General features: G+C 43.6%; 1 pseudogene. It reads left to right on the forward strand.

The features are described from left to right. Window positions 1–279 precede the first annotated feature (279 nt). Window positions 280–1,159, forward strand: a pseudogene (locus PROCOU_RS16040) (RHS repeat domain-containing protein); the annotation flags it as partial.

The raw sequence follows: 1,159 nt of genomic DNA on the forward strand, positions 1-1,159 counted from the left end.
CAACGTGACAGAAGAAGGACGTTATGATGGCTATACATGGTTGAAAAAAGAAGACATTACAGCGCTACGCTGGGATGGGACGAGGGAAAACGAGATAGAGAAAAAATTGAAATAAGTGGTCAGAAAGTAATCAGATTTAAGTAGCAGTAAAGCAGTCATCTAAATAACAAAGAAAGGGCGCACTGAAAAAACGTGATGCTCTTTCTTTGTATATGGAAGCAAGTTTCATAGAAGAAAGCGAATAAAATTCTATTTATGTCGTGTCCAAAATATTTCACGACATGGAATGGCGATACATTAACGTATGACACGAATGGGAATCGTCTCAGCGATGGGACATACACGTACACCTGGGATACGGCAGACCAGTTAACAGCCATCACGAAAAAAGGGGAAACAACCCCATTCGCCACGTATCAATACGATGATGATAATCGTCGTATCGAAAAAACAGTGAATGGCCAAACAACGAAGTATTACTACGATGGCGATAGTATCGATGTCTTGTACGAGACAGATGGTGCAGGCACGGTGCAACGCCGATATGTCTATTCGGATAGCAACGTGCGTATGGCGATGAAAGTGGGTGCAAAAACCGTTTTCTATCACTACAATGCGCAGGGTGATGTGGTTGCCCTAACCAATGAAGCTGGTGACCTTGTGGCAGAGTATAGCTACGATGCATGGGGGAACGTCCTACAAGCTATTGAGACAACCAATGAAGCCAAACAAAACCCATTCGGCTATGCCGGCTATACGTATGACAAAGAAATCGGCATGTACTATTTGATGGCGCGTTACTATGAACCAGAGCCTGGCGATGAAGATGATCCTCAGACAATGAATGGTTATAATTATGCCAACAATAACCCAGTCATGAATATAGACCCAGATGGACGCGCTGTGCCATGGTATATAACCGCGGCAGCAATCGGTTCTGGAATTGGGTTAGGGAAATATCTTTGGAAATATCGTAAAGGTGGAGGTACTTGGAAAGGAGCAATTAAAGCGACCGGTCATGGTGCTTTGAAGGGTGTAATGACTGCTACACCGCTTAGAATACTAGGGATAGGAGGAAAACTAAGGGTTGGTAAGAAAATATTAAAAAGGAAAAAGTGCGCTTGGCTATGCCCGAACTGTGGGAACTTTTTCGAAAGCC

The organism is Listeria rocourtiae FSL F6-920 (assembly GCF_000525975.1).
In the GTDB taxonomy this organism is placed as follows: domain Bacteria; phylum Bacillota; class Bacilli; order Lactobacillales; family Listeriaceae; genus Listeria_A; species Listeria_A rocourtiae.